The following is a 25,832-nucleotide window of genomic DNA, read 5'->3' as shown; positions in this document are numbered from 1 at the left end:
CTCTCACCCCGAGTACGACGACCTTCGGCGCGCCTGGACGGACCTCCTGGCCGGTCTACCCGAGATTGACGGGTGGACCATCACCGGCGATCTGCCCGATATCGACCACATCGGGCAGATGTTCATCGACTACCTGGAGATCGACGAGCTCCCGACCGGGGCCTACGAGGCCGGCGAACAGCCCGCCAAGGACCTGGCCGAATACCGATACCGATACCGGCTCAACCGTGCCCGGCGCCGAGCCGCCCCGCGAACGGCTCCACCACCTCACCTCAGCCATCGACACCGCGCTGCCGCGTCTGCTCGCTGGCGTGCCCCGCGACTCCCAACAGCGGCTAGAAGACCCGGACGTCGAACACGTCGCCGCCGCCGTCGACGAAATCGAGCGGCTGCTCGGGGACACCGCCCAACGTCGAGGCCGCTGGAATGACCTCCACCGCCACCTGCACTTCGGGCAGGGACACGACTGGCACGACATCGCCGAAATGGACTGGCCCAGCGTCCGTACCGATGTCGAGGCCGGCGCACTATCCGACACCGACCCGCTCCCCGTCCCCACCATCGACCTCGGCCGAGCCGCCGCCGGCCACCTCACCGGAACGGCCACCACCGGCCTACCGTGGGACCGCCTCGACGACGCCGCCTTCGAGCGCCTCCTCTACGACCTGCTCCGGAGCTTTCCCGAACACACCAACGTGCAATGGCTCATGCAGACCCGAGCCCCCGACCGCGGCCGCGATCTCTCCCTAGACCGCGTCCTCCGCGACAGCACCGGCGGCGTCCGCAACGAACGGGTCATCGTCCAGGCCAAACACTGGCTCAAACGATCAGTCGGCCTTACCGAAGTCGCTGACACCCTTGCCGCAGTGAAACTGTGGGAACCACCGCTGATCCGCGGCCTCATCATCGCGACCACCGGCCGCTTCACCGCCGACGCCGTGAGCTGGACCGAGAAGCACAACGACACAGGCTCCGCTCCCCACATCGAGCTCTGGCCCGACAGCAGGCTAGAAACCCTCCTCGCCCAAAAACCCCACCTAGCAGCAGGCCACGGCCTCCGATAACCAATACCCACAAAGACCCCCACACCGTCACCAACCCCGGCCGAGCACATCCGCAAGAAGACCCCACTCCAGCCCAGGCGCCCCACGCAACCACTCAACCCGATCAGTGCCAATGTGTTGCGTCCGCCTGGCCGACATCGCAGGCCACCATCGCCCAGCCGGCCGGCGGCCAGCCCGGCGCGATCACCCGCACCGGGACGACGACGATCAGCAGCACGGTCAGGCCGATTCCGACGAGCACGCGACCACGCCGGTGCCGCAGCACGGCCAGCAGCACCACCGCGATCACGAGCAGCAGCAGGCCGCCCCACCAGCCGGCCGGCCAGTCGAGCACCGCGCCCGGCACCCGGGAGGCCTGCCGGGCCACGATGATCAGCCAGTGCACCTCCGGCCCGGCCAGCCGGACCAGCAGCCGCGACGCCCACGGCGCGACCGGGCCCAGCACGGCCGCGAGCACACCGAACACGGTCGCCGGCGCCACGACCGGGGCGGCCACCAGGTTCGCCAGCACCGCGATCATGCTCACCTGGCCGGCCATGCCCGCCACTACCGGTGCGGTCACCACGTGCGCGGCCGCCGGCATCGCCAGCGCCTGGGCGAGGCCCCGCGGAACACCCCGGGCCGCGAGCGCATCGGCCCACCGCGGTGCCAGCAGCACCAGCCCGCCGGTGGCCACCACCGACAGGGCGAAACCGAGGTTCACCGCCATGCCCGGGTCGTGCAGCACCAGCAGCACGACCGCGGTCGACAGCGCCGGAAGTGCCGCCCGCTGCCGCCCGATGGCCAGCGCCAGCAAGCCGACCGCGCCCATCACACCCGCCCGCAGCACGCTCGGCTCCGGCCCGGCCAGCACCACGAACCCGGCCAGCGCCAGCATGGCTCCCGCTGCCGAGCCGCGCGGACCCACCCGCAGCGCCCGCAACAGCAGCAACACCGCGACGCAGACGATCGCGAGGTTGGCCCCGCTGACCGCCAGCAGATGCGCCATCCCGGCCACCCGGAACTGCTCCTGCACGTGCCGGGACACGCCGTCGGTGTCACCGACGACCAGCGCCGGCACCAGGCCCGCCGGCTCCGGATCCAGCACCGCGGAGGCCGCCCGCAGCCCCGACCGCAGCACCTGCGCCACGCGTTGCCAGCAAACTGCCCCATCCGCCGCGCCGGGCGGACCGCGCACCCGCAGCACCGCGACGGTCATCCCGCCCGACCGCGCCGGGGCCAGCTCCGCCTCAAGATCGACCTCCTGCCCGGGCAGCAACCGCGACCACCCGTCCACCGGAGCGACCAGCAGCACCGCACCGCTGGTCGCCACCGGCCGCCCGGCCACCACCGCGTGCCGTACCCGGGCAGGCAGCACGACCGCCTGCACCCCGCCCGGCCGCCCACCGAACCCGGCCGACACCACCGGCTTCGGCCGCTCCGTGACAGCCACCCGGAACGCCCCGAACGCGCCCTGGCCGGCCAGCGGCCGAAGCGCATCCGTGACCGCCCCGTGCAGCCGCACCGCGGTCGGCACGGCCACCGCGACGCCGCAGAGCACCAGCGACACGCCGACCCCGGCCCGCGGCCACCATGCCGACCGACCTTCGCCACGCATCCCGACCAGCACCGCGAGCCCGGCGACGCCCGCACCGGCACCGACGACGATCGCCAGCCACCACACCACCAGCAGCCCGAGCAAGGTCGCCAGCCACACCACGAACGCCGCCGGAACCAACCGCCAGTCCGCCCAACCCGCCGGCCCAGACCTGACGATCATCCGACCATCACCAGGTCTTTCAACCGGGTGAAGCGGGTCGGGCCGATGCCGTCGATCTCCCGGAGCTGCTCGACGCGGGTGAACCGGCCGTGGCGGGTGCGCCAGTCGACGATCCGCTGGGCGGTCACCGAGCCGACGCCCGGCACGGTGTCCAGCTGCGCCGCCGAGGCCGCGTTGAGATCGATCTTGCCCGGGATGCCGGCGGCCGGGCCCGGCGCGGCGGCCGGGGGTACCGGAACGCCCACGGCGATCTGCTCGCCATCGCCGACCCGCCGGGCGATGTTGAGCCCACTCACGTCGACGCCCGGCTCCGGGCCACCCGCCGCACGCAGCGCGTCGGCGACGCGCGCCCCCTCCGCGAGCGTGACCAGGCCCGGACGCACGACGCGACCGACCACGCTGACCACGATCGACCCGCCGGGTGTGCTCGGCTCCGGGCCGGGCGAGGCCCGGGCAGCCGGCAGGTCCGGCGGCGGCTCGGGCGCGGCGCCGGAAGACAGGACGACGCCGCCGGCAACAGCCACCCCGACGACGAGCACGACAAGCAGCACGATCGGCAACCGGCGGCGACCCGGCAGCACACCGCCGGGCAGCCAGCGCTCCACCAGCCGCCCCGCGCTCCCGCCGCGCCACCACGGACCGGCGGAAGGCTCCGGCCGCGCCGGGTCCGGCAGCGAGGCATCGATCCACTCCTGGTCGGCGGGCAGCTCGTCCACCCGGTCGGCCTGGTCGGCGCCCGCCCGCAGGGCCAGCAGGGCCAGCCGATCCCCCACCTGTGTGTCGCGATCCCGTCGCGCGGTCGTGAAGTGCACGCCGCCGACGCTAGGCCCGCGCACCCCCGGCACCCGGCCGCCGACCGGTCCGCTGTGGACAGCGGGCTCGCATGTGGACAACCACCCGCGAACCGGCCCGCCGGCACCCGGAACTGTCGGACCCCGCTGGCATCATCGACCGTTTGCCTCCGGACAGATCACCACGCCGAGCATGCCCGGCCCGGTATGCGCCCCGATCACGGCTCCCACCTCGGAGACCAGGCACCCGGCCGACCCGGGCACCCGCTCGTCCAACCGCGTGGCCAACTCGGCCGCCCGCCCGGGCGCAGCCAGGTGATGAACGCCGAGCCGCACCGGATCGTCCCCCGCCGCCACCACCGCGAGCTCCACCAGCCGGGCCACCGCCCGCCCGGTGGTGCGCACCTTCTCCAGCGGCACGATCCGCCCGTTCTCCACGTGCAGCACGGGTTTCACCGCGAGGGCGGTGCCCAGCAGCGCCGCCCCGGCCCCGATCCGGCCGCCGCGGCGCAGGTATTCCAGCGTCTCCAGCGCGAAGAACGTCCGGGTCCCGGCCGCCGCCCGGACCGCGACCCGCTCCACCTCGTCCACCGCTGAGCCGCCCGCCGCCGCGGCCGCCGCCCGCAGCGCGGCGAACCCCAGCCCCATGACCGTCGTCCGCGAGTCCACCACCCGCACCCGATCCGGCCCGACCTCCTCGGCCGCCAGCCGGGCCGACTCCCACGTCCCGGACAGCTCCCGGGACAGATGCACCGAGACCACCCCGCTCGCGCCCGCGGCCAGCAACTCGCGGTACACGGCCAGAAACTCGTCGGGGTTGGCCCGCGACGTGGTCACCTCGTGCCGCCCGGCGAACGCGGCGGCCAGCTCGGCCGGCCCGATGTCGACCCCGTCCAGCACGGCCCGCCCGTCGATCAGCACCCGCAGCGGCACCACCCGCACCGCGTGCCGCTCGGCGAATCCCTCCGGCAGGTGGGCGGTGGAGTCGGTGACGACGGCGACGGACACGAACGGTGAGCCTACGGGTGGCTTCCGGATTTCAGCAGCGTACGCATGGTGTCGGCGAGCGCATCTCCCACGATCCGGTGAGCCTCCCAGCCCCAGTGCATGCCGTCCGGGTTGCCGTAACCGCCGAGCACGTGCTCCCCGGTGAGCGCGGCAAGGTCGAGCAACGGCACCCCGGCACGCGCACCCCAGTCCCGCACGGCGGCCGTGGCGCCGTCCCGCGCGGTGTGCACGAAGCCGTAGGAGCGCGCCCGGTGCACCGGCGGCAGCACGCCGACCGCCGGCAGCTCGGGCCGCAAGGCCCGGATCGCCACCAGGATCTTGTCCAGGTACCGCACGGTCAGCGTGGCCGGCAGCGCCGCCGGCCTACCCCGGGTGACCCTGGCCAGCCACGGCTGCGCGCTGAGGTAGCCGCGCCGGGCCCAGCGCCGGACCGGGTCCGGCCGCAGGTACCGGATGCCCTCCCGCAGGTAGGTGGGCAGCGGCGAGGGCATGGTGTCCATGCTGCCCACCGCCAGCACCAGCACGTCCGCCCGCGGCAGCAGCGACCACACCCGGGGATCGCCGGTCAGCGCCCAGTACGCGTCCCGGGCGGTCCAGCCGAACCCGGCGACGAGCTCGGCCCGGCCACCCAGCGCGTGGGCGGCCACGTTCGGCCACAGCCGCGGGTCGTCCGCCGAGCGCGGCCCGTCCGGCCCGTGGAAGCTCAGCGAGTCCCCGAACAACAACACCGTTGGTGCCATGGCCAGCTAATTTAGCCGGTGATCCCGGCGTTGTACTCGATGAGGCGCCAGGCGAGCCCACTGGTCGTCCGGCGCTCGAGCACGGTCCAATGGCAGTTGCCGATGCCGCCGAGCTTGGCCCACGCGGTCACCGGCAGCTCCAGCAGGTGACCGGTGAGCGCGGTGATCAAACCGCCGTGCGCGCAGACCAGCGTGGTCTCCATCTCGGCCGCCGCCTGGTCGAGGTCGGCCACGACCTCGTAGGCCCGGGCCGCGACCTCGACCCGGGACTCCCCGCCCGGCGGCGACCAGGTCGGGTCGGTCTGCCAGAGCCGGCGGCTGCCCGGCCACTGCTCGTCGACGTCGGCGGAGGTCAGACCCTGCCAAATGCCCAGGTTGGTCTCCCGTAACCGCTTGTCGATGCGCAGCGGGACGCCGGTGGCCGTGGTGAACACGGTGGCCGTGTCCGTGGCCCGGCGCAGGTCCGAGGAGACCACGACGTCCGGCGCGAACCGGGCGAGCACCGGAACCGCGAACCGGGCCTGGTTGCGGCCGACCTGGGTGAGCATCGAATCAAGCTGACCCTGCATGCGCCCGGTCGCGTTGTAGTCGGTCTCGCCGTGCCGCCACAGCACGAGCCGGCGCAATGTCACGCCATCCACCTCGCAAGCTCGGTGATGGCTGCTCCGTCTCCTCGCAAGCTCGGTGACAGAGCAGTGCCTAATGGCTCGCTCGCAAGCTCGCTCACGACGCGCCGCCGCCCTCCGCACCGGCGAGCGGGTCGAACGCGATGCGCGGGCAGTCCTTCCACAGCCGCTCCAGCGCGTAGAACGCCCGCTCCTCGGAGTGCTGGACGTGCACCACGACGTCCACGAAGTCGAGCAGCACCCAGCGGCCCTCGCGGGCGCCCTCCCGGCGCACCGGCTTGGTGCCGGCGTCGCGCATCTTCTCCTCGACGCTGTCCACGATGGCGCCGACCTGCCGCTCATTGGGTGCCGACGCGATCACGAAGCAGTCGGTGATCACGAGCTGTTCGGAGACGTCCAGCACGATCACATCGCTGGCCTTCTTGTCCGCCGCCGCGTTGGCGGCCACCAATGCCAGCCTGCGTGCGTCGTGCGTAGCCGCCACGTCACTCCCTCATGTTCGCGCCCATCGAGCCCTTCGAGAGTACCGGTGACAGCCCGTGGATTTACCGACCGGAGTAGAGGTGGGTCTTCGAGATGTACTGGACGACGCCGTCGGGGACGAGGTACCAGACCGGCTCGCCGGCGGCGACCCGGGCGCGGCAGGCGGTGGAGGAGATGGCCATGGCGGGGACCTCGATCAGGCTCACCGAGCCGGTGGGCAGGTGGTGGTCGTTGAGGTCGTAGCCGGGCCGGGTCACGCCGACGAAGTGGGCCAGGTCGAACAACTCGTCCACCGCGCGCCAGGTGAGGATCTGCTCGAGCGCGTCGGCGCCGGTGATGAAGAACAGCTGGGCGGCGCGGTGCAGCAGGTGCAGCTCACGCAGCGTGTCGATGGTGTAGGTGACGCCGCCGCGGTCGATGTCCACCCGGCTCACCGAGAAGCGGGGGTTGGACGCGGTGGCGATCACGGTCATCAGGTAGCGGTCCTCGGCGGGGCTCACGTCCTGGTGGGTCTTCTGCCACGGCTGGCCGGTCGGCACGAAGATCACTTCGTCCAGGTCGAACCTGGCCTGCACCTCGCTGGCCGCGACCAGGTGGCCGTGATGGATCGGGTCGAACGTCCCGCCCATGATCCCGATGCGCTTGCTCTGCGACCGCTCAGCCATAGCCTGACCAGCGTACGGCGGGCACAGGTGTGGGCGGTGCCTCCCGGGACGAGACACCGCCCACACGTCACTGAGGGAACCGCCGGCAGGGCTGGGGTTCCCGCCGGCCGCGGACCACTCCCCTGCGGAGCTCCGCACACCTGAGACAGGGTGGGCGCGCGGCCATGACGCGAGACCGGAAAGGAATTTTGGCGAGAGGCTCGGGCCCACGACTTCGGACGAATGGACCATTCGTCCGGCCTGTCGCTGGCGGGTTGTCGGTCCCGTCGGTCAGGGTGGAGCCCGTGGACGAGCAAGCACTCCGTGACTCAGCCGAGCAACGGCTCCGCGCCCTGGCCGGCGACGGCGCCATCCTGCGCGAGGACCAGTGGACGGCCATCCGGGCGCTGGTGGCCGACCGGCGCCGGGCCCTCGTGGTCCAGCGGACCGGATGGGGCAAGTCGGCCGTGTACTTCGTGGCCACGGCCCTCTTACGGGAGCTCGGTGAGGGGCCGACGGTCATCGTCTCGCCGCTGCTTGCCTTGATGCGCAACCAGATCGAGGCGGCCGGCCGGGCCGGGGTGCACGCCGTGTCGATCAACTCGGCCAACGTCGAGGAGTGGCAGGACGTCAAGCATGCCGTGCTGGAGGGCAAGGTCGACGTGCTGCTGGTCAGTCCGGAACGGCTCAACAATCCCGATTTCCGCGACTCGGTGCTGCCCGAGCTGACCGCGTCGGCCGGGCTGCTGGTGGTCGACGAGGCGCACTGCATCTCCGACTGGGGCCACGACTTCCGGCCGGACTACCGCCGGCTGCGCACGCTGCTCGCGGAGCTGCCGAACGGCGTCCCGGTGCTGGCCACCACGGCCACCGCCAACGACCGGGTGGTGCGCGACGTGGCCGACCAGCTCGGCATCGGCGGACACGACGCGCGGGACGCGCTGGTGCTGCGCGGTGCGCTGGACCGGGAGAGCCTGCGGCTGGCCGTGGTCAGGCTGCCGACGGTGCCGGCCCGGCTCGCCTGGCTGGCGGAGCGGATCAACGAACTGCCTGGCTCGGGCATCATCTACACGCTCACCGTCAGTGGCGCCCAGGACGTCGCCTCGTTCCTGCGCGACCACGGCGTCGAGGTTCGCTCGTACACCGGGAAGACCGACCCGGCCGAGCGGGAGCGGGCGGAGCAGGACCTGCTGGCCAACCGGGTCAAGGCACTGGTGGCCACGTCCGCGCTGGGCATGGGTTTCGACAAGCCGGATCTCGGCTTCGTGATCCATCTCGGCGCCCCACCGTCGCCGATCGCCTACTACCAGCAGATCGGCCGGGCCGGGCGGGCGGTCGAGCGGGCCGAGGTGCTGCTGTTGCCGGGCACCGAGGACCGGGCGATATGGAGCTACTTCGCCTCGCTGGCGTTTCCGCCGGAGCGGGTGGTGCGTCAGGTGCTCGCGGTGCTGACCGATGCCGGGCGGCCGATGTCGCTGGCCGCGATCGAACCGCTCGTGGATCTGTCCCGCAGCCGGCTCGAGATGGTGCTCAAAGTGCTCGACGTGGACGGGGCGGTGCGCCGGATACGCGGCGGCTGGGTGGCCAACGGTCAACCGTGGAGCTACGACGCCGAGCGGTACGAGCACATCGCCGCCGCCCGGAAGGCCGAGCAGCAAGCGGTGCTGGAGTACCAGGACACCACCGCGTGCCGGATGGAGTTCATCCTGCGGCAGCTCGACGATCCGCACGCGGCGCCGTGCGGACGCTGCGACAACTGCACGGGCCGGGCGTGGACCACTGAGATCGCCGAAGGGGAGGTGGTCGCCGCCGGCGAGCGGTTAGGCAGACCGGGCGTCGACCTCGATCCGCGGCGTCAGTGGCCCGCCAACATGGCTACCTTGGGTGTGCCGCTGACCGGCAAGATCACCGCGGACGAGGTCGCCGAGCCCGGCCGCGCGGTGGGCCGGCTGACCGACATCGGCTGGGGTAACCGGTTACGCGAGCTGTTCGCGTCCACAGTGGACAGCCCGGCGTCCGATGACGTGTTCCAAGCCTGCGTCGCCGTGCTGGCGACCTGGAACTGGGCACAGCGTCCAGCGGGTGTCGTGACCATCGGCTCCACCCGCCGGCCCCGGCTGGTGACCAGCGTGGGCGAGCGGATCGCCACGGTCGGGCGACTCCCGCTGCTCGGCCGGTTGGAGGTCCGCCGCGCCGAGGAGCGCAGGCACAACAGCGCACAGCGGCTGCACCAGGTGTGGCAGTCCCTGCACCTGGAGGCGGACCTACCCGCTCGACTGTCCGAGGTGGACGGACCGGTGCTGCTCGTCGACGACCTCGTGGACTCCGGCTGGACGATGACCTTGGCGGCCAAGCTACTCCGCGAGGCCGGCGCCCGAGCGGTTCTGCCCTTCGCTCTGGCCCTGACCAACTGAGCGGCCGGCGCGGGTAGGTCCGGGGCGGGGCGAATCCCCGGAGCCCGGACCTACCCACCCCCAGTCGCCAGGGCTACTCGGTGCCCTGGTCGCTGAAGACCTTGCGCTTGAGAGGAGGTACCGCCGAGAAGAACCGCAGCACGATCTTGAACATCGACCGGGCGAACCAGTTCTCCGAGACGAAGGAGCGGGCGTCACGCAGTGAGCGACGCACGGCCGTGAAGCCGTAGTCGATCATCTGCTGCTCGAAGTCGGCGATCGCGTCGATCAGGTCGCGCTCACCCCTGGTAACGGCGATCAGGTTGCGAGCCAGCAGGCGGGCGTCGCGCAGTGCCGTGTTGGCCCCGATGCCGCGGAACGGCGTCATGCTGTGGACGGCGTCACCGAGCAGCGTGATGTTCGTGGTCGGCCACGGCTCCACCGGCACCGAGGTGAGGATCGGGATCAGCGTCACCGACTCGGCCGGCGATTCGGCCACCATCCGGCGCAGTCCCGGATGCCAGTCCGCGATCAGGCGGCCGACCAGGTCCCGCAGTGCCGCTCCGTCCAGAGCGGACAGGTCGGTGCCGGCCGGGTAGCCGGCCTCACCCGCGGCATGGGCCCACATCACGTAGCTGGTGGTGTTCTCGAACAGCACCGCGTCGTGCTCGAGGGTCTCGTCGTTGCCGCCGATACCGTTCGCGGAGGCGCCGGGCCGGTTGCCGAACTCGTGCGGTGCGCTGAAGAAGCCGCAACCCTTCGGCGGCATGACCGACTTCGGGCCGCGCTGGATCGTTGCCGGTAGCCACGTCCTGGTCTCGTCGGTGAGCGGGAGCTTTCCGGCGATGTTGCGGATACCGGTGTCCACCCGCTCGGCGTGCGGGAGGAACTGCCGGCGCACCCGCGAGTTGGCGCCGTCGGCACCGATGAGGACGTCGGCCGTCGCGGTGGTGCCGTCGGCGAAGTAGCAGGTGACCGTGCCGTCGGCGGCACGTTCGTAGCGCTCGAACTCCTTGCCGTAGTGCAGGACGCCGTCCAGGGCGGCGGCGAGCACCTGGTGCAGGGTGATCCGGCTGACCGAGTGATGCGACGCGGCCGGGTCGGGGTCCTCTGCGGTGAACATCTCCTCGTCGAGGAACAGCAACTCGTCGAGCTGTTCGGTGACGAACCCGAAGTTGCCGCCCGAGGTGCCGGTCGTGTCCACAAAGGACTGCCACAGGTCGGGTGGGAGGCATTCGTGCATCGCCGCGGCACCGTGCGGGTTGATGTGCACGCGGTAGCCCTGCAGGCGCTCGGTGCGCGTGCGGCTGCGCTCGTACACCGCGACCCGGACACCCGCCCGGTTCAGGGCCTGAGCGAGGCAGAGCCCGCCGGTGCCGCCGCCGATGATCGCTACGCGAAGGTCTTCGGACATCTGACCTCTCCCGTCTTGCCGGTGTTGACGAGAACCACTATCAACCATTGATATGATTGAGTCAACCAGGTAGGTGATTCCGCGGAGATCGGCTACGGTGGCCCCATGACCGCGCACACGCCGCGCCGCTCACCCATCCCGGGCGAGCGGCAACGGGATCCCGAGCGCACCAAGGCGCGGATCCTCGAGGCCGCCACGGCGGAGTTCGGTGCGAAGGGCTTCGCCGCGGCCCGGGTCAGCGACATCGCCGACCGGGCCGGCGTGAACAAGCAGCTGATCTCGTACTACTTCGGCGGCAAGGAAGGGCTCTACAACGAGATCAACAAGCGCTGGCAGCAGACCAGCGCCGAGATGTCCCAGTCCGAGCGCCCGCTGGACGCCGTGGTCGCCGGCTTCACCATGGCGACGCTGTACAACCGCGACTGGGCCCGCCTGATGGTCTGGACCAACCTCGAGCCCGGCACGGAGGCCCCCGACGAGCAGGCCGACTACAGCTTCATACAGGCTCAGCTGGCCGACCTACGCCGGCGCCAGGAAGCCGGCGAGATCCCCGCCGACCTCGATCCGCCCTACCTGATGCTGGCCCTGTTCGCGGCCGCTGCCGCCGGCGTGACCCTCCCCCGCGTCGCCCGCATGATCTGCGACGAGGACCCCGAATCCGCCACGTTCACGGAGCGCTACGCCGAGCAACTCGCCCGCCTGGTCCGCCACCTCACCCGGAAAGACTGAGCACACAGTTCAGAACGGCACGAGGTCGTCGGCGTGCACCACTTCACGGCGCTGGTCGGCCGGCAGGTCGTGGGTGGAGCGGCCGATGAGGGTGGGGAGTTCGGCGGAGTCGAAGGAGACGACGCCGCGGGCGATGATGTGGCTGCCGGGGTCGGCGAGCTCGACGACGTCGCCGGCGTCGAAGGTGCCGTCGACGGCGGTGATGCCGGCGGCCAGCAAAGACCGGCGGCGGCCGACTACGGCGGCCACCGCGCCGGCGTCGAGGTGCAGGCAGCCGGTGGCGTCGGCGGCGTAGCCGAGCCAGAACCGGCGGGCGGACAGGCGGCGGCCGCCGGCGGCGAAGGCGGTGCCGACGTCGGCCGCGGCGAGCGCGCGGGGAGCCTCGGCGGCGCCGGCCAGCAGCACGGGGATGCCCGCGGCCGAGGCGAGGCGGGCGGCAGCGAGCTTGGAGGCCATGCCGCCGGTGCCGAGCCCGGAGGTGCCGCGCTCACCGGCCTGGACATGGCGGACGTCGGTGTCGGTGATCACCTCGTCGATGCGCCGGGCCTCGCCCAGCCGGGGGTCGCCGTCGTACAGACCATCCACATCGGACAAAAGAACGAGGGCGCCGGCGCCGGTCAGGTGGGCGACGAGCGCGGCGAGGCGATCGTTGTCGCCGAACCGGATCTCCTCGGTGGCCACCGTGTCGTTCTCGTTGACGACCGGCACCACGCCGAGGGCGAGCAGCCGGGACAGGGTGCGCTGGGCGTTGCGGTAGTGCGCGCGCCGAACCACGTCGTCAGCGGTCAGCAGGACCTGACCGACCGTGAGGCCGTACCGCGCAAAGGAAGCCACATACGCGTGCCCGAGGGCGAGCTGACCGACGCTGGCCGCGGCCTGCTGGGTGGCCAGATCGGCGGGGCGCCGGGGAATGCCCAGCGGCGCCAGGCCGGCCGCGATCGCGCCCGACGACACGAGCACCACCTGGCTGCCCACCGTGCGGCGCGCGGCCACCGCGTCCACCAGCGCGTCCAGGCGGGTCGGGTCCAACCCGCCCGCGGCCGTGGTCAGCGAGGACGAGCCGACCTTGACCACGATCCGGCGCGCCCCCGCCACCAGCTCGCGGGTGGATGCGCTGATCCCGGCGTCCACGCTCACGCCGGTGCCCGATCGTTCGCTCCGCAAGCTCCGCTCATGCCATCACCGATTCGTTCGCACGGCTGCTCATTCTTCGCCGGCTTCGTTGTCGGCGGAGCCGGGGGCGCGGCGGTCGCGTCTGGCCGCTTTGCGTTCGGCGGCGGTGATGCGGTGGCTGAGCTCCAGGCGCGGGTCGCTGCCGCGCTGGTGCATCAGGATGGCGATGCCGGCGGGCGTGGACGGTTCCCAGTCGAACGTGACCGCGCCGATGGTCACCGGGGAGCCGGGCCGGGCACCGCCACGAGCGAGCGCTTCCTCGACGCCGAGCCGGGCCAGCCGGTCGGCGAGATAGCCGACCGCCTCGTCGTTGCCGAAGTCGGTCTGCCGCACCCAGCGCTCGGGCCGGTCGCCGCGCACGACGAAACCGCCCGGCAGCTCGGGATCCTCCTCGACGGTGAACCCGGCGTCGTCCACGGCGGACGGTCGGAGCACGATCCGGGCCGGCTCCGCGGACGGCCGGCCGCGGCGGTCCTCCTCGACGACGGCGGCCAGCGCGTAGGACAGCGCGGGCAGGCCCTCGCGGGTCACCGTGGACACCGCGTACACTGGCAGGCCACGGCTCTCGAACTCTGGGCGCACCAGGTCGGCCAGCTCGCGCGCGTCCGGTACGTCGATCTTGTTCAGCACCACGACCCGGGGCCGGGCGGCCAACTCGTCACCCAGCGCCGGGGTGTAGCGGGCCAACTCCGACTCCAGAGCATCCACATCGGACACCGGATCGCGGCCGGGTTCGTAGGTGGCGCAGTCCACCACGTGCACCAGCACCGCGCAGCGCTCGATGTGCCGCAGGAAGTCCAGGCCGAGGCCCTTGCCCTGGCTGGCACCGGGGATCAGGCCCGGCACGTCGGCCATGGTGAACACCGAATCGCCCGCGGTGACCACGCCGAGATTGGGCACCAGCGTAGTGAACGGGTACTCAGCGATCTTGGGCCGGGCCGCGGAGAGCACCGAGATGAGCGAGGACTTGCCGGCGGACGGGAACCCGACCAGGCCGACGTCGGCCACCGAGCGCAGCTCCAGCACCAGGTCGCGGGCCTCGCCCGGTTCGCCGAGCAACGCGAAGCCGGGCGCCTTGCGGGCCTTGGAGGCCAGCGCCGCGTTGCCGAGCCCGCCGCGCCCGCCGCGGGCGGCGACGAATCGGGTGCCGTCGCCGACCAGATCGGCGAGCACCTCACCGGACTCGGTCAGCACCACGGTTCCGTTCGGCACCCGCAGCTCGAGATCCTCACCGGCGGCGCCGTCGCGGTGGCTGCCCTGCCCCTGCCGGCCGCCGGATGCCTTGGCGTTCGGCCGGAAGTGGAAGTCCAGCAGCGTGTGCACGCCGCCGTCGACCGTCAGCACCACGTTGCCGCCGTTGCCCCCGTTGCCCCCGTCCGGCCCGCCGAGCGGCTTGAACTTCTCCCGGTGCACCGAGACACAACCATTGCCACCGTTGCCCGCGGCAACATGGATGACTACTCGATCAACGAACCGAGACACTCGAATTCCTCTCGACCGATGCTCTGCTGGTCGGAGGCCAACCGGACCACGCTGGGTCAGAAGGAGCTAGCACCGTGGGGGTCTGGGGGGCTCGGCCCCCCAACATTATGCGATTTGATCCGGCGAGCGCCCTCCGCGAGCAGACTTCGCCAAATCAAGCGCCATTTATACCTCGACCGGAACGATGTTGACGGTCTTGCGGCCGCGCTTCGAGCCGAACTCGACCGCGCCGGCGGCCAGCGCGAACAGCGTGTCGTCATTGCCGCGGCCGACGTTGACGCCCGGGTGGAACTTGGTGCCACGCTGCCGGATGAGGATCTCCCCCGCCTTGACGACCTGGCCGCCGTAGCGCTTGACGCCCAGGTACTGCGGGTTGGAGTCGCGGCCGTTGCGGGAGCTGGACGCACCCTTCTTGTGTGCCATGGTTCTCGGCTCCCTACTTGCTGATTCCGGTGACCTCGACGCGGGTCAGCTTCTGCCGGTGACCCTGCCGCTTGTGGTAGCCGGTCTTGTTCTTGAACTTGTGGATGCGGATCTTCGGGCCCTTGGTCTGCTCGACGACCTTGCCGGTCACCGAGACCTTGGCCAGGGTGTCCGCATCGGTGGTGACGTCTTCGCCGTCAACGACGAGCAGCGCGGGGAAGGTGAGCTCCGTGCCCGGCTCGCCCTCGAGCTTCTCGACCTCGACCACGTCGCCCACGGCCACCTTGTACTGCTTGCCGCCGGTCTTGACGATCGCGTACATCGGGACGCAACTCTCCTGCTACTCGACGGGGTGAAATCTGGGGTCACGCGGCGCCGGGCAGGGGAGGTGACCAGCCGGCCTCGCGCACGACACGGCCCACCGAACCGGCGGGCCTGGTTACAGGTTACGTGCCGCCCGGAATGGTGGTCAAACCGGGTGGCACTACGGCGTGTCCGCAGGTCAGCGCCGCGGCCCGGAGCCGAGGCCGGGCCGGGCGACCGGCGCACGCGACGGGCGTGCGCCGGGATCACCGCGGCTGTGACCATGATCGTTACCGCCTCAGCTGTCCGAGGTCGCCGAGACGGGCGGCCCCGCCGGGCGGGACGCCGTGCGGCGGCGCCGGGTGCGCGGGCCACGTTCGGCCTTCGGCTCGATCGCCGCCGGGGTTCCGACGCCGACCTCGACCGCGCCGTCGGCACCGGTCCCGGGCCCGCTCGGCTCGCCGGCGGGCTCGACCCGGCCGGCGTCGGTATTGCCGTCGGCCTGGGGCGGAACACTGACCCCGGGCGGCTCGGCGGGGACAACGTCGAGCTCGGCGGCAGCGGCCTCTTCGGCGGCCCGGTCCGACTCCACGCCGCTGGCCTTGGCGATGCCGCGGACCGCGGCCTTGGCCGCCGCCTGCGCCACGACGTCCTTCGAGGCGTCCTTGCCGCCGTCACCGTGCCCGCGGGAGCGGCGGCCGCCGCCCTGCTGGTTGCCGGCCTGGCCGTTGGAACCGCCGCTGCCGGACTTGATCACCGGTTCGGAGCTGACCAGCACACCGCGGCCCTTGCAGTGCTCACACGGTGTGCTGTAGGCCTCGAGCAGGCCGGTGCCGACGCGCTTGCGGGTCATCTGCACCAGGCCGAGCGAGGTGACCTCGGCGACCTGGTGACGGGTGCGGTCCCGGCCGAGGCACTCGGTGAGCCGGCGCAGCACCAGGTCGCGGTTGGACTCCAGGACCATGTCGATGAAGTCGATCACGATGATGCCGCCGATGTCGCGCAGCCGGAGCTGGCGGACGATCTCCTCGGCCGACTCCAGGTTGTTCCGGGTGACGGTCTCCTCGAGGTTACCGCCGGAGCCGGTGAACTTGCCGGTGTTGACGTCGATGACGGTCATCGCCTCGGTGCGGTCGATCACCAGGTAGCCGCCGGAGGGCAGCCACACCTTGCGGTCCAGCGCCTTGAGTAGCTGCTCGTCCACCCGGAACTCGGCGAAGACGTCGGTGTTGGCGACATGCCGGCGGAGCCGCTCGATCAGCTCGGGGGCCACGTGCCGCACGTAGGCGTCGATGGTCTCCCAGGCCGTCTCGCCCTCGACCACCAGTGCGGAGAAGTCCTCGGTGAACAGGTCGCGGACCACCTTGATCAGCAGGTCCGGCTCCTCGTAGAGCAGCGCGGGGGCGCTGGCCTTCTTGGTCCCGTTGGCGCCCTGGGTCTTGTCGTTGATCACCTGCCACTGCGCCTGCAGCCGGCGCACGTCGCGGGCCAGCTCCTCCTCGCTGATCCCCTCGGAGGCGGTCCGGATGATCACGCCGGCGTCCTCGGGCACGACCCGCTTGAGCACGTCCTTGAGCCGGCGGCGCTCGTTCTCCGGGAGCTTCCGGGAGATGCCGGTGGCGCCGCCGCCCGGGACGTAGACCAGGAACCGGCCGGGCAGGCTGATCTGGGTGGTCAGCCGGGCGCCCTTGTGCCCCACCGGGTCCTTGGTGACCTGCACCAGCACGCTGTCCCCTGTGGACAGTGCCTGCTCGATCTTGCGGGCCTTGCCCTCCAGCCCGGCGGCGTCCCAGTCCACCTCGCCTGCGTAGAGCACGGCGTTGCGGCCGCGGCCGATGTCCACGAACGCCGCCTCCATGCTGGGCAGCACGTTCTGCACCCGGCCGAGGTAGACGTTGCCGACCAGCGAGCCCGTGCCGGACGTGGTCACGAAGTGCTCGACCAGGACACCGTCCTCGAGCACGGCGATCTGGGTGCGCTCACCGCGCTCGCGGACCACCATGGCCCGGTCCACCGACTCGCGCCGGGCCAGGAACTCGGCCTCGGACAGGATCGGCGCGCGCCGTCGGCCCGCCTCCCGGCCGTCCCGGCGGCGCTGGCGCTTGGCCTCCAGCCGGGTGGAGCCGCGCACGCTGCGCACCTCGTCCCGGGCCTCCGGCTCGCCCTTCTCCTCGCGCGCCTCGCGCACGTGCACCACAGTGTTCGGCGGATCGTCCTCGCCCATCGAGCCGTCGTCCCCGCCGCGCCGGCGGCGCCTGCGCCGGCGACGCTGGGTGGCGGACTCGCCGTCGTCGCCGGCGTCCGCGTCGGCGGGCTCAGACTCCTCGACCGGCGCTTTGCCCCGGGTCCGGACCCGGGCCGGCTTCTCGGCCTTCTCGGTCGCCGGGCGGGCGGGCTCCTCCTCGGCGGTCTCCTCGCCGAAGCCGTCCTCGTCCTGACCGCCCTTGCCGCGACCGCGACCGCGCCGGCCGCGCCGGCGCCGGCGCCGGCTGCCGCTCTCGTCATCGGCGTCGTCGTCGGCGCTCTCCGCCTCGTCCTCGGCGGGCTCCTCGACGACCTCCTCGCGGACCGGCTCCCGCACCGGCGGCGGTTTGGCCATGGTCGGGTCCGGGGCCATGAACAGCGGGGAGGCCGAGGCGAACACCGGGACCGGCGGGGCGGTGACCGGGCGGGCCGTGGGCTCGGGTTCGGGTTCGGGTTCGGCCTCGGGCGGGGTGCCGAGAAGGGTCTCCGCGACCTTCAGGGCGACGTCACGGCTGATGTTGGACTGGGCGCTCCGGCCGTCCTCACCGAGGTCGGTCAGCGCGTCGAGCACCTCGCGGCTGCTGCGTTCGAGCAGCTTGGCCAGCGCGTGCACCCGGATCCGGTCCGGCAGGTCGGCCAGATTCGGGTTGGTGGATGTGAAAGTGTCCCCGCCGGTGGGCCCGGCAGGCGTCGACATATCCGACATTTAGCTCCTTCGCCCCCGGGCGCGGACAACCGGGCTGGCGCCATTCGGCGCCGGCACCGGCCGGTCGCGGCCACGCAGGGGCCTGTAGTTGTCTCGCTCCACCGCGGACGGTGGAGACAGTTGCCTCATTCCGCCGCTGCGCGGCGGGAATCCTCGCCTCTCGCCGCGAACCACCGGAACACGCACTTCCGGCGACCATGCCGCGGCAGGTCAGTCCACGTCGCTCCGAGGCGGCTCCCGCAGCGCCCGTCCGGATGCCGCGGCCCGATCCTGGGCCAACGGGTCGGACAGGCCTCCGCCGTCGTCGAGCCGCCCTTGGGCCATCCGGGTCGCCTTCGCGGGCACCGGCGGAACCAGAGCGGCGACGACGCGAAGCGCGCTCATCACGTCGTCGGGACGCACGGCAGGGGTCAACTGCCGCACGACCACCTCAAGTATCCCACACGCCTCGGCGCCGGCTGACACGTCCGCGGTCACCACGGCGGGTCGCACGTCGATCAGGCGCATACCCTGCTTGGTCAGCCGCTCCACCTCGACGGTTTCGGCGTCGAGCAGCCGGCCGGCCGCGGCGCGCAGCGTCTCCGCCGGAACCCCGGGCAGCTCGATGCGCCACCGGCTGGCCTCGATCCGCTCGGTCAGCGAGCCCGCCCCGGCCGGCACGGCCTCGAGCACGTCGAGACCGGTCGGCAGGGCCGCGTCGAGGCCGGGGACCAGGGCGATCGGGTCCACCCGCTCGACCACCTGGATCTCCACGTACTCGGCCTCGCTGGCCACCCCGGTCGGCGACGCGCCGACCCAGGAGATCTTCGGGTGCGGGCTGAACCCCTGGGAGAACGCCATCGGCACGCCGGCCCGGCGCAGCGCCCGCTCGAACGCCCGGGCCACGTCGCGGTGTGAGGTGAATCGCAGTGGGCCGCGCTTGGCGTAGCGCAGCCGGAGCTTCTGCACCGGCGCGGCGGACGGATTGGGCGGGGTCCAGGTCACGGCGGCGGCTGGCTCCTTCGGGTGGTGTGGCGGCCTGGCAGGACGGTACCCCGGGTGCATTTCGGGCGTCGCGCTTGTCTGCTCGCAGTTCGCTGGCTACCGTCCGGCTCTGGAGGCCGGCGCCCCGAACCCGGTCGCCAACACGATGGAGGTCACCCCCGTGCCTCTGCCCCGCCGTGCGAAGGCGGCAGCGGTCGGCGCCGCGGTCCTGGCCTCGGCGCTGCTGGTCACCGGCAACCCGGCGCAAGCCGTGCCGGACGATCTGGCGGTGCCGACGTGCTCGGAGGACGGCCCGACGCTGCGCTACCTCGTGCTGTTCGAGCCGGGCACCAGCGAGCCGGCGGCCACCGGTGAGATCACCGGAGCCTGCGGGCGGACGGTGGTCTACTACCCGCAGATCGCGGTCGCCGTGGCCACCTCGGGCTACCAGCGCTTCACCGCCCGGATGGGCCGCGACCGGGCGTTCAGCGCCGGGCGGGCGGTCCGGGCACGGACCGAGGCGACCCCCCGGCCCTGGTCGGACGAGACCGGGTCGACCTCGGAGCTGGTCACCAGCGGGCCGGTGGCTCCGGCGGACCGCACCGGCGAGCAGTGGGACATGGCGCTCATCCACGCCGACGACGCTCACCGGATCGACGAGGGCAGCCGGGACGTCGTGGTCGGGGTGCTGGACTCCGGGATCGACCCGAACCATCCCGACCTGCGCGCGGCACTGGACCCGGCGCTGTCCGCCGGATGCCTGACCGGGCGGCCGGACCCCGACCGCGCGGCCTGGGAGCCCACGGCCTCGCCGCACGGCACGCACGTGGCCGGCACGATCGCGGCCGCCGACGACGGGCACGGGGTCACCGGGGTGGCACCCGGCGTGCGGATCGCCTCGGTGAAGGTGGTCGACGACGACGGGTTCATCCTCCCCGAGTACGCCGTCTGCGGGCTGATGTGGGCCGCGGCCAAGGGCATGACCGTCACCAACAACAGCTACTTCGTCGACCCCTGGCTGGTGACCTGCAACCGGAACGACGAGCACGTGGTGTACGAGGCGATGCGGCGGGCGGTGGACTACGCCACCGGGCACGGCGTGCTGACCGTCGCCGCGGCCACGAACGGCAGCGTCGACCTGGGCAGCGAGTTGGACGGGAACTGCCGGGTGCTGCCGGCGGCGCTGCGCGGTGTGGTCGCGGTGTCCGCGGTGGGCCCGTCGAAGCTCAAGGCCAGCTACAGCGCCTACGGCCTGGGGGTGGTGGACGTGACCGCACCCGGCGGTGAGGTGGCCACCGGGCGGCGCAAAACCGAGTCGTGCGTGCTGTCGACGGTGCCCGGCGGGTACGAGCGCTCGTGCGGCACCTCGATGGCCACGCCACATGCGACGGGCGTGGTGGCGCTGCTCGCCTCGGAACATCCGAAGGCGTCGCCGCAGCAGCTGACCCGGCTGCTGACCACGCAGGCGGAGCCGATTCCGTGCCCGGACGACTATGACCTCAGCGGTTCGGGGGCGCAGGACGCCTACTGCTCGGGCTACGCGCCGTACAACAGCTTCCACGGGCACGGGCTGGTGGACGCGCTGGCCGCGGTGACGCAGCAATAGCGTAGGGAAACAACGCCACGTTCATTCCCGGGAAGGGAAGACTAACTCGGGTTCCTACACGGGAGTGAGTGGGAGCAGTTTTCGGCCGGTGGGGCCGATTTGGATGTCGGTGCCCATGGCGGGGCAGACGCCGCAGTCGTAGCAGGGGGTCCAGCGGCAGTCGTCGAGTTCGTGGGCGGCGAGGGCGTCCTGCCAGTCGTCCCAGAGCCAGGTTTTGTCGAGGCCGGAGTCGAGGTGGTCCCAGGGGAGGGTTTCGGACACCTGGCGTTCCCTGGTGGTGTACCAGGCGAGGCTGACGCCGAGGGGCTCGAGCTCGGCCGCGGCCGCCTCGACCCAGCGCTGGTAGGAGAAGTGCTCGGACCAGCCGTCGAAGCGGCCGCCCTGGCGCCAGACCCGTTCGATGACCTTGGCGACGCGCCGGTCGCCGCGGGAGAGGAGGCCTTCGATGAGGCTGGGTTCGCCGTCGTGGTAACGCATTCCGATGTTGCGGCCGAGGCCGCGGTCGGAGTTCACTGCGGCGCGGAGCTTGCGCAGCCGGTTGTCCACTGTGGACGGATCGGCCTGGGCGGCCCACTGGAACGGGGTGTGCGGCTTGGGGATGAAGCCGCCGATGGAGATCGTGCAGCGGATGTCCTTGCGGCCGCTGGCTTCCCGGCCGGCTTTGATCACTTCGTGGGCCATGGTGGCGATCTGCAGGACGTCGTCGTCGGTCTCGGTGGGTAGGCCGCACATGAAGTACAGCTTCACCTGGCGCCAGCCGCTGGCGTAGGCGGCGCTGACCGTCCTGATGAGATCCTCCTCGGACACCATCTTGTTGATGACGCGGCGGATCCGCTCGCTGCCGCCTTCGGGGGCGAACGTCAGGCCGGACCGGCGGCCGTTGCGGGACAGCTCGTTGGCCAGGTCGATGTTGAACGCGTCGACCCGGGTGCTGGGCAGGGACAGGCTGGTGTTGGTGCCCTCGTAGCGGTCGGCAAGCCCCTTGGTGATCTCGGCGATCTCCGAGTGGTCGGCGCTGGACAGGGAGAGCAGCCCGACGTCGTCGAAGCCGCTCGCCTCGAGTCCGGTGTGGACCATGGCGCCGATGCCGTCGATGGAGCGCTCCCGCACCGGGCGGGTGATCATGCCGGCCTGGCAGAACCGGCAACCACGGGTGCAACCCCGGAAGATCTCCACGCTCATCCGCTCGTGCACGGTCTCGGCCAGCGGCACGAGCGGTTGCTTGGGGTACGGCCAGGCGTCCAGGTCCATGGTGGTGCGCTTGGCCACCCGGTCCGGCACCCGCGCACGGTTCGGCACGACGGCGGCCAGCTCGCCGCCGTCGCGGTACGACACGTCGTAGAACCGGGGCACGTAGACACCGCCGGTCTCGGCCAGCCGGAGCAGCAGTTCGTCGCGCCCGCCGGGCCGGCCCCCGGCCTTCCAGGCGCGAACCAGGCCGGTGATCTCCAGCACCGCCTCCTCGCCGTCGCCCAGCACGGCGGCGTCGAGGAAGTCGGCGATCGGCTCCGGGTTGAACGCGGCGTGCCCGCCGGCGATCACCAGCGGGTGCTCGCCGGTGCGATCCCCGGCGTGCAACGGGATTCCGGCGAGGTCGAGCGCGGTGAGCAGGTTGGTGTAGCCGAGCTCGGTGGAGAAGCTGACGCCCAGCAGGTCGAACGCGCCGACCGGACGGTGCGCGTCCACGGTGAACTGCGAAACGCCGTGCTCGCGCATGAGCGCCTCGAGATCCGGCCAGACCGCGTAGGTGCGCTCGGCCAGCACGTCGGGCTGCTCGTTGAGCACCTCGTAAAGGATCATGACGCCCTGGTTGGGCAGGCCGACCTCGTAGGCGTCCGGGTACATCAGTGCCCAGCGCACCGTGGTGGAGTCCCAGTCCTTGACGGTGGCGTTCAGCTCGCCGCCGACGTACTGGACCGGCTTGGTCACCCTTGGCAGCAGCGACTCAAGCCGCGGAAAGACCGACTCCACACTCACGCCATCACCTCGCAAGCTCGGTGATGGCAACCCTGTTGCCTCGTCCCTCGGCAACAGGGCAGCGTCGACGGTTCGCTCCGCAAGCTCCGCTCACGGTGCAAGGGTAACTGTGCCATCTGGGGGGCGCGCTCCCCAGACCCCCGACTCAGAAAAGCGGCCCGGTGACGGTCAGGCCGAGGCCGTCGCCGAGCTTGACGACCAGGGCGAAGATCAGCAACGCGGCGCCGCCGAGGGCCGTGTCCTTCTGGAACTGGATCATCTCCAGCTGCTTGGCCTGAGCGTCGGTCTCCTTCCAGAAGGCATGCATGAGCACGGCGGTGGGGAACAGGAACACGACCAGCAGCAGGGCACCCAGGTCGGCCCAGACGCCCAGGAGCAGCATCACCGCGCCGATGATGATCATCACGCCGCTGGCCTGGGTGGCTAGCTTCGCGGCGGGCACGCCTTTGCTCGACGCGTACCCGGCCATGGCCTGGGTCTGCGTCAGATGGGCGAAACCCGAGCCGAGGAAGAGGACCACGAACAGAATGCGTCCGATGAGGGCGACGACGTCCACTGCAACCTCCCGAGGTGAGGCGAGTTAAGATTGTCAACCGCTCAACTATCCTGGGTCGAGATCGACTTCGCAATTCGGGTCGGTCATTTGAGCAGCAACCGGCCGAACCGGCGCGCGGTGACCACCATCCCGAACGCGGCGAGCACCGCGAAGTACGCGACGTGCCCGAGGATCGGCCATCCCACGACGCCGGTGGTGAGCGCGCGCATGATCTCGATCCCCTGGTACAGCGGGAGGATCTCGACCACGATGCGGATCGCCGGCGGGTAGACGGTGATCGGGAAGAACGTCGTGGAGAACAGGAACATCGGCAGCAGCAGGAGTTGGACCAGGTCGACGTCGCGCCAGGAGCGCATGAAGGTGGCGCAGGCCATGCCGAACGCGGCGAACCCGAACGCGGTGAACAGCGCCGCCGGCAGGATCAGCAGGCCCCACCACGAGGTGACGAGGCCCATGGCGAGCATCACGGTGACGAAGCCCGAGGCGTACAGGCCGCCGCGCAGCAGCGCCCAGGACACCTCGCCGAGCGCGAGGTCGATCGGGCCTACCGGGGTGGCCAGCATGGCCTCGAACGTGCGGTTGTACTTGATCTTGAAGAAGACCCCGATGGTGGCGTCGTAGATGGCGCCGTTCATGGCCGAGGCCGCGAGCAGGCCGGGCGCGACGAAGGCCGCGTAGCTGATCGGCGCGCCGCCCGGGCCGATCAGGTCGCCGGCCAGCTTGCCGAACCCGACACCGACGGCCACGAGGTAGAACAGCGGCTCACCCAGCCCGGCCAGGAAGTTCAGCCAGAACCGGCGGTGCACCAGCAGGTTCCGCTCGACCAGGGTGCGCGCCCGGCCCGCGTAGGCGCCCGCGGGCAGCATCCGGAGCAGCAGCCCGCCCGGCCGCGCCCGGCCCGCGCGTACCTCGGATGCCGTGCCCGGCAACGTGTCCGTCATCGCTCCCCCCGAGTGCCTACGTCGCCAGCCGCCGGCGGAAGAACCGGCAGCACAGCCACGTTCCGGTGGCGACGAGTGCGGTCAGGTAGGCGAGGTGCCCCAGCGCCGGCCAGAGGTCCAGACCACCGAACGTCCAGCCCCGGGCGAGCTCGGTGCCGTGCCACATCGGGGTCGCCCAGACCACCGGGCGCAACCACGGGGGCAGCACGTCCACCGGGAAGAACACCCCGGCGAACAACGCCATCGGCAGCACCACGAACCGGAACAGCGCGTTGAACGGCCAGTCCGACTTCAGCGTCGCGGTGAGGGCCACCACGAAGGCGGAGAACACCATCCCGGTGAGCACGGCCGCCACCAGGGCCAGCAGCACCGCCGGCCCGGTCAGCGCGCCGAGCACGGCCGCGACGGCCAGGTAGATCAGCCCGACCCCGGCCAGCCGCAGCGCCATCCAGGCGAGCAGGCCGAGGGCGATCTGCGCGGGGGTGACCGGTGTCGCGGCGACCGGCTGGTACTTGGACTGTGTTTTGAACCCGGTGAGGACCGGGTAGGCCGACTCGAACGTGGCCCGGTTCGCGGTCGTGGCCACGAGCAGCGCGGGCGCGAGGAAGACGACGTAGCGCAGCCCGCCGGTCGCGGCCCCGGGCTCCACCTGCGAGCCGAACCCGAACCCCATGGCCAGCAGGAACAACAGCGGCTGGGCCACGCTGCTCACCGCTGTGGACCGCCAGTTGCGCCGGTACCAGATCAGGTAGGACTCCACCACGAGGAGAACCGCGCGAACCGGACCGGGCGGAGCCGCCCGCTCGAGCGCCTGTGTCACGACCCCCTCCTCAGTCCACCAGTGACCGGCCGGTGAGCCGGAGGAAGACGTCCTCGAGCGTGCTGCGCCGGACGAGGCTGGACAGCGGCCGCACGCCCTTGGCGTGGGCGGCGGCGAGCGCGGCCTCGCCGTCGCTGGTATAGACCAATAGTCGGTCCGGCAGCGCCTCCGTCCGGTCCCCGAGGTCGGCCACCACGGTGGCCGCGCCGTCCTGCTCGCCAGGGTCGAACCGGAGCTCGAGCACCTCCCGGGTGGAGTACCGGCCGATCAGTTCGGCCGGGCTGCCCTCGGCGACGATCACGCCGCGGTCCAGGATCACCAGCCGGTCGCAGAGCTGCTCGGCCTCGTCCATGTAGTGGGTGGTGAGGATCAGCGTGACGCCGGACTGCTTGAGCCGGAACAGCCGGTCCCACAACAGATGCCGGGCCTGCGGGTCGAGGCCGGTGGTCGGTTCGTCGAGCAGCAGCAGCTCCGGATCGTTGATCAGCGACCGGGCGATGGTGAGCCGGCGCTTCATGCCGCCGGAGAGCGGCTCGACGTCGTCCTCGGCCCTTTCGGTGAGCTGGGTGAAGTCGAGCAGCTCCACCGCTTTCGCCCGGACCTGGGCCCGGGACAGGCCGAAGTAGCGGCCGTAGACGTGCAGGTTCTGCCGGACGGTCAGCTCGAAGTCCAGCATGTCCTGCTGCGGCACCACGCCGAGCCGGGACCGGATCTTCGGGCCGTCCCGGTCCGGGTCCATGCCGAGCACCTCGAGCTCGCCGCCGGAGCGCGGGGACACGCAGCCGATCATGCGCATCGTCGAGGACTTGCCCGCGCCGTTCGGGCCCAGGAACCCGAACGCCTCGCCGCGCCGGACCTCGACGTCGATGCCGCGTACCGCCTCGAGGTCTCCGAACCGCTTGACCAACCCCCGCGCCTGCACCAGGTGTCCGTTAGCGCCCACGACTCGGCAGCGTAGAGCCGCCACCGGCCGATCTGAAAGGGTTA

23 protein-coding genes are annotated in these 25,832 nt (G+C 71.8%); 4 read left to right on the top strand and 19 right to left on the bottom strand.

Translation table 11 applies throughout. The annotated features are described in order from the left end of the window. The first annotated feature begins 227 nt into the window (after positions 1-227). Positions 228-1,064 (top strand): restriction endonuclease, encoded by an 837-nt coding sequence (locus tag VGR06_RS11590; protein WP_327559020.1) that lies wholly within the window; start codon positions 228-230, stop codon positions 1,062-1,064. A 103-nt stretch (positions 1,065-1,167) separates the two neighbouring features. Here VGR06_RS11590 and VGR06_RS11585 read toward each other — a convergent pair whose 3' ends face one another. The 7 genes from VGR06_RS11585 to nadD all read right to left on the bottom strand — a co-directional run bounded on the left by VGR06_RS11585 (position 1,168) and on the right by nadD (position 7,136). Next, positions 1,168-2,823 (bottom strand): ComEC/Rec2 family competence protein, encoded by a 1,656-nt coding sequence (locus tag VGR06_RS11585; protein ID WP_327559019.1) that lies wholly within the window; start codon positions 2,821-2,823, stop codon positions 1,168-1,170. Further along, the gene (locus VGR06_RS11580) at positions 2,820-3,635 is read right to left on the bottom strand and encodes a ComEA family DNA-binding protein (protein ID WP_327559018.1); all 816 of its coding nucleotides are present in this window, start codon (positions 3,633-3,635) and stop codon (positions 2,820-2,822) included. The genes VGR06_RS11585 and VGR06_RS11580 overlap by 4 nt, the downstream gene beginning before the upstream one ends. Before the next feature lie 132 nt (positions 3,636-3,767). Next, positions 3,768-4,622, bottom strand: coding sequence for a DegV family protein (locus VGR06_RS11575; protein WP_327559017.1), 855 nt, complete (start codon positions 4,620-4,622; stop codon positions 3,768-3,770). Positions 4,623-4,633: 11 nt separating this feature from the next. Continuing rightward, positions 4,634-5,362, bottom strand: coding sequence for a diglucosylglycerate octanoyltransferase (octT, locus tag VGR06_RS11570; RefSeq protein WP_327559016.1), 729 nt, complete (start codon positions 5,360-5,362; stop codon positions 4,634-4,636). 11 nt (positions 5,363-5,373) lie between these two features. Then, positions 5,374-5,994, bottom strand: a complete 621-nt coding sequence (locus VGR06_RS11565) for a histidine phosphatase family protein (RefSeq protein WP_327559015.1) — start codon at positions 5,992-5,994, stop codon at positions 5,374-5,376. A gap of 91 nt (positions 5,995-6,085) precedes the next feature. After that, positions 6,086-6,472, bottom strand: a complete 387-nt coding sequence (gene rsfS, locus VGR06_RS11560) for a ribosome silencing factor (protein WP_327559014.1) — start codon at positions 6,470-6,472, stop codon at positions 6,086-6,088. Between the two features lie 61 nt (positions 6,473-6,533). Beyond that, positions 6,534-7,136 carry a nicotinate-nucleotide adenylyltransferase gene (gene nadD / locus VGR06_RS11555; protein WP_327559013.1) on the bottom strand — a complete coding sequence of 201 codons (603 nt, stop codon included), beginning with the start codon at positions 7,134-7,136 and terminating at the stop codon, positions 6,534-6,536. Between the two features lie 284 nt (positions 7,137-7,420). Here nadD and VGR06_RS11550 point away from each other — a divergent pair, with 284 nt between their 5' ends. Beyond that, positions 7,421-9,529 carry a RecQ family ATP-dependent DNA helicase gene (locus tag VGR06_RS11550; RefSeq protein WP_327559012.1) on the top strand — a complete coding sequence of 703 codons (2,109 nt, stop codon included), beginning with the start codon at positions 7,421-7,423 and terminating at the stop codon, positions 9,527-9,529. A gap of 73 nt (positions 9,530-9,602) precedes the next feature. Here VGR06_RS11550 and VGR06_RS11545 read toward each other — a convergent pair whose 3' ends face one another. Further along, the gene (locus VGR06_RS11545; protein WP_327559011.1) at positions 9,603-10,922 is read right to left on the bottom strand and encodes an NAD(P)/FAD-dependent oxidoreductase; all 1,320 of its coding nucleotides are present in this window, start codon (positions 10,920-10,922) and stop codon (positions 9,603-9,605) included. Positions 10,923-11,027: 105 nt separating this feature from the next. Between VGR06_RS11545 and VGR06_RS11540 the strand changes: the two genes are divergently transcribed. Further along, positions 11,028-11,651, top strand: coding sequence for a TetR/AcrR family transcriptional regulator (locus tag VGR06_RS11540; protein ID WP_327559010.1), 624 nt, complete (start codon positions 11,028-11,030; stop codon positions 11,649-11,651). Between the two features lie 9 nt (positions 11,652-11,660). On the opposite strand, the gene proB is transcribed toward VGR06_RS11540, so the two are convergent. From proB to VGR06_RS11510, 6 genes are all read right to left on the bottom strand, one after another. Further along, positions 11,661-12,770, bottom strand: a complete 1,110-nt coding sequence (gene proB, locus VGR06_RS11535; RefSeq protein WP_414637226.1) for a glutamate 5-kinase — start codon at positions 12,768-12,770, stop codon at positions 11,661-11,663. Positions 12,771-12,854: 84 nt separating this feature from the next. Further along, positions 12,855-14,306 carry a GTPase ObgE gene (obgE, locus tag VGR06_RS11530; protein WP_327559009.1) on the bottom strand — a complete coding sequence of 484 codons (1,452 nt, stop codon included), beginning with the start codon at positions 14,304-14,306 and terminating at the stop codon, positions 12,855-12,857. A gap of 165 nt (positions 14,307-14,471) precedes the next feature. Next, positions 14,472-14,729 (bottom strand): 50S ribosomal protein L27, encoded by a 258-nt coding sequence (rpmA, locus tag VGR06_RS11525; protein ID WP_327559008.1) that lies wholly within the window; start codon positions 14,727-14,729, stop codon positions 14,472-14,474. A 13-nt stretch (positions 14,730-14,742) separates the two neighbouring features. After that, positions 14,743-15,051, bottom strand: coding sequence for a 50S ribosomal protein L21 (gene rplU, locus VGR06_RS11520; protein ID WP_327559007.1), 309 nt, complete (start codon positions 15,049-15,051; stop codon positions 14,743-14,745). A gap of 279 nt (positions 15,052-15,330) precedes the next feature. Then, complete coding sequence (locus VGR06_RS11515; RefSeq protein ID WP_327559006.1) at positions 15,331-17,982, bottom strand: translation initiation factor IF-2 N-terminal domain-containing protein; 2,652 nt, start codon at positions 17,980-17,982, stop codon at positions 15,331-15,333. 210 nt (positions 17,983-18,192) lie between these two features. Further along, positions 18,193-18,930: a TIGR03936 family radical SAM-associated protein gene (locus VGR06_RS11510; RefSeq protein WP_327559022.1), complete on the bottom strand. Its 738-nt coding sequence runs from the start codon at positions 18,928-18,930 to the stop codon at positions 18,193-18,195. Positions 18,931-19,126: 196 nt separating this feature from the next. Between VGR06_RS11510 and VGR06_RS11505 the strand changes: the two genes are divergently transcribed. Further along, entirely contained in the window at positions 19,127-20,551 is a 1,425-nt protein-coding gene (locus tag VGR06_RS11505; protein ID WP_327559005.1) for a S8 family peptidase, read from the top strand. A 54-nt stretch (positions 20,552-20,605) separates the two neighbouring features. Here the strand turns inward: VGR06_RS11505 and VGR06_RS11500 are convergent, their stop codons facing one another. The 5 genes from VGR06_RS11500 to VGR06_RS11480 all read right to left on the bottom strand — a co-directional run bounded on the left by VGR06_RS11500 (position 20,606) and on the right by VGR06_RS11480 (position 25,788). Then, positions 20,606-22,528 carry a TIGR03960 family B12-binding radical SAM protein gene (locus VGR06_RS11500; protein ID WP_327559004.1) on the bottom strand — a complete coding sequence of 641 codons (1,923 nt, stop codon included), beginning with the start codon at positions 22,526-22,528 and terminating at the stop codon, positions 20,606-20,608. A 145-nt stretch (positions 22,529-22,673) separates the two neighbouring features. Then, a complete protein-coding gene (locus VGR06_RS11495; protein ID WP_327559003.1) occupies positions 22,674-23,084 on the bottom strand; it encodes a DoxX family protein in 411 nt (136 codons plus the stop codon). An 83-nt stretch (positions 23,085-23,167) separates the two neighbouring features. Beyond that, positions 23,168-24,025 carry an ABC transporter permease gene (locus VGR06_RS11490; protein ID WP_327559002.1) on the bottom strand — a complete coding sequence of 286 codons (858 nt, stop codon included), beginning with the start codon at positions 24,023-24,025 and terminating at the stop codon, positions 23,168-23,170. A gap of 16 nt (positions 24,026-24,041) precedes the next feature. Further along, the gene (locus tag VGR06_RS11485; RefSeq protein ID WP_327559001.1) at positions 24,042-24,845 is read right to left on the bottom strand and encodes an ABC transporter permease; all 804 of its coding nucleotides are present in this window, start codon (positions 24,843-24,845) and stop codon (positions 24,042-24,044) included. Between the two features lie 10 nt (positions 24,846-24,855). After that, complete coding sequence (locus tag VGR06_RS11480) at positions 24,856-25,788, bottom strand: ABC transporter ATP-binding protein (RefSeq protein ID WP_327559000.1); 933 nt, start codon at positions 25,786-25,788, stop codon at positions 24,856-24,858. Positions 25,789-25,832: the final 44 nt, after the last annotated feature.

It is taken from the genome of Actinophytocola sp., from assembly GCF_036002505.1.
In the GTDB taxonomy this organism is placed as follows: domain Bacteria; phylum Actinomycetota; class Actinomycetes; order Mycobacteriales; family Pseudonocardiaceae; genus DASYTH01.
Note: the sequence above shows the minus strand (reverse complement) of the source record. Positions and strands in the feature narration are given on the sequence as shown.

Excerpts from the sequence above, each read along its gene's own strand:
- VGR06_RS11540 (WP_327559010.1), top strand. The coding sequence starts at position 11,028 with ATGACCGCGCACACGCCGCGCCGCTCACCCATCCCGGGCGAGCGGCAA.
- octT (WP_327559016.1), bottom strand. The coding sequence starts at position 5,362 with ATGGCACCAACGGTGTTGTTGTTCGGGGACTCGCTGAGCTTCCACGGG.
- VGR06_RS11585 (WP_327559019.1), bottom strand. The coding sequence starts at position 2,823 with ATGATCGTCAGGTCTGGGCCGGCGGGTTGGGCGGACTGGCGGTTGGTT.
- nadD (WP_327559013.1), bottom strand. The coding sequence starts at position 7,136 with ATGGCTGAGCGGTCGCAGAGCAAGCGCATCGGGATCATGGGCGGGACG.
- VGR06_RS11515 (WP_327559006.1), bottom strand. The coding sequence starts at position 17,982 with ATGTCGGATATGTCGACGCCTGCCGGGCCCACCGGCGGGGACACTTTC.
- rplU (WP_327559007.1), bottom strand. The coding sequence starts at position 15,051 with ATGTACGCGATCGTCAAGACCGGCGGCAAGCAGTACAAGGTGGCCGTG.
- VGR06_RS11545 (WP_327559011.1), bottom strand. The coding sequence starts at position 10,922 with ATGTCCGAAGACCTTCGCGTAGCGATCATCGGCGGCGGCACCGGCGGG.
- rpmA (WP_327559008.1), bottom strand. The coding sequence starts at position 14,729 with ATGGCACACAAGAAGGGTGCGTCCAGCTCCCGCAACGGCCGCGACTCC.
- VGR06_RS11490 (WP_327559002.1), bottom strand. The coding sequence starts at position 24,025 with ATGACGGACACGTTGCCGGGCACGGCATCCGAGGTACGCGCGGGCCGG.